The sequence below is a fragment of the Anaerolineales bacterium genome (assembly GCA_022866145.1).
Lineage (GTDB): Bacteria > Chloroflexota > Anaerolineae > Anaerolineales > E44-bin32 > PFL42.
The window spans coordinates 1-2,386 of the sequence record JALHUE010000354.1; the positions used below are offsets into that span (position 1 = coordinate 1).

Consider the following 2,386-nt stretch of genomic DNA (forward strand, 5'->3'; position numbering starts at 1 on the left):
CAGAGTTGGGTTGACAGAATCTGAGCCCACAGGCTGCACCCGGACAGGACAATCAGCGCCGGCAAGAGCAGGTACCGGGCAAGCGCATGCTTGATTCTTGTGGTCGCCTCCGGTCTGTCAGAGACGTCCGTACCCCGCTTGCGGTTCCCCCCAACGCCAGCGCACCTCGGCGGGCGAGGCCCCCGGGCGGCTGCCACTGCGGAACTGCCTCCCCCGGCGGGGAGCGCTCGCGTTCGGCCCGCCAATAGGGACCCGCTTATCGCGCCAGAGCTCCTCGCCTGAGCACCCTGCCCTCACCACTGTCACTCAGCACGCCCCTTTGGCCGCTCCCCCCGGCGTCGGCCGAGCAGAGCCATCCCCAGCGCCAGCGGAGGGAGAGCCGCGCCACCCAGGCAGGGCAAGCCAGAGCCTCCGGCTTCCGGCGCTTCCCCCTGGGGCGCCTCGACCTGCGGCGCCTCAGCCGCCGGAGGCTCGCCGGGTCTGAAGACCCCCACCAACTGCAGATCATCCACCCACAGGCTGCCGGTGTTGGCGCCGGACTCGAGGCCGTCGAGGCCGAACCCCATCCCCAGCACAGGCTCAGCGGGATCAAAGGGGCTGCCCGCATCCTCCTCCCAGGCGACGCGAGCGAAGTCCCCCCAATTCAGGCCGAGGGGCGCCCATGCACCGACGCTGGCCGCAGGGCTGGCCTGATAGGAGATGTAGGTCTCGATCGCCTCCGGCGTTCCGCTGAAGACCAGCACGGTGAAAGGAACGTCTGGCGCCACCGACCGCAGCTGCAACTGCATGCCAGTGGTTCCACTCCAGTCCTGCATCTGCTCGTAGAACAACGTACAGGTTGCCCAGGAGCCTGTGGGCACGTCGAAGGTCAGCTGCAGCGCGGCCTGTCCATCAGCCGCAAGATCGCCGACGGGCGCGCACTCCAGATGGGTGGGCTGCTCCTCGCCACGGTTCGCTTCCCAGCCGGCCGTGCCTGGCGGTGTTCCGGCCTCGAAGTCATCGATGAGCCGCGCGGTCGCGGTGGAGACGGCCGGCGCCTCAACCGCAGGCCGACTCGTAGCGGCAACGGAGGGCGCCGAAGCGGGCCTGCCACCGGCCTGCCACCGCTGATAGAACAGGTTGAGCAGCGGGACGAACTCCTCCGTCGCCTTGCGATCACCCGCAGCCGACGGATGGTCGTCATCAGCCGAGGACGGATAGTAGGACGTATTCCTGCCCTCCACCCACACGTGCTCGACGGCGACCTTCTGGTAACGATGGTGGTTGTCGGCGCCGGTTAGCACGTTGTAGAAGTCGAACACAGCGACGTTGTTGTACGGATACTCGTTCTCCTGCAGCCAGTCCTCGACCAGCCAGTTGTTGAACGCCCGCGCGTTCTCTGCATAGGTCGGGTCCTGGACCGGCGGCGCGGTGATGACGATGAACAGCTTGTCGGGACGGGTGGTGAAGTACTTCAGGATCTGGTTGTACACGTACTTGGCGTGCCCAACCGAGTACTCCTCCCCCGGTGACGCCGGGTCGGTGGGATTGCCGGTGAGATTCGAATTGGGGAAGCACGACTTGAAGAGCACGATCTCGTTCTCACCCCCAGGATCCGCCAGCGCTCGAGTGTAGGGCGAGTGCTGCCCGCTCTCGCCGTACAGAGCTTGCAGGATCTCGTCCGAGCTCGTGCCGCGGAACCATTCCAACCAGTTGGGGATGTCGGTCCGGTCGCCGATCGCCTGCGGACCCCAGCCGTAGTTGGTGTCACTGACGAAGTAGTTGTTCTCACCCAGCGCCCGACCCAGTCCGCCATGCTCGTCTGCCAGCCAGGCCTCGCCCGTCGAGTGATGCACGAAGACCAGCTTGACGACGTGATCCGGCGGTGGTGGATCCTTGACCTGGGAGGCGTGGCGAGGCAGAGAAGCGCCCGCCATCAACCATGGCAGTAGCAAGGCGATGGCCAGCGGGCCACGGTTTGTCCTGTACGTTCGGTGTGTGGTTTGCATCGGGTCCTCTCCACGGTGGTCTGCATGGGATCGAAGCCCCCCGAGACTGCCGGCGACCTCCCGAGGCAGTGGGCAGAAGGAGACGGCGGTTGGGGCTCCTGCAAGCCCTGCCTGTCGCCCCCGAGTGTGGATTGCGGGAACCTACGCGGCACCGCGCTTTCCATGCACCGGTGGCAGAGCCCTCGCCTTGCTCCCCGCCAAGGGGTAGCCGAAACCCGGCCGCGCGCAACAGGATCGGCGCCCGGGCATCCCATCCAGGGCGCTCTCCGACACGCCCACCGTCTGCCGGGTGCCAACGGCAGGAACGGGGTCTCCCCTGCGCGCCGCCTGGCAACGCGCCTCGCGGGACGAGGGCAGTCCACGTCCGCGCAGGGAGTGTAGAAGAGCGACGACGGGGA

Annotated in this window: 1 protein-coding gene; it reads right to left on the reverse strand. The window is 67.2% G+C overall.

What is annotated here, in order from left to right:
- Positions 1 to 302: 302 nt before the first annotated feature.
- Positions 303 to 1,988 (reverse strand): hypothetical protein, encoded by a 1,686-nt coding sequence (locus tag MUO23_10885; protein ID MCJ7513460.1) that lies wholly within the window; start codon positions 1,986 to 1,988, stop codon positions 303 to 305.
- Between the last annotated feature and the right edge of the window lie 398 nt (positions 1,989 to 2,386).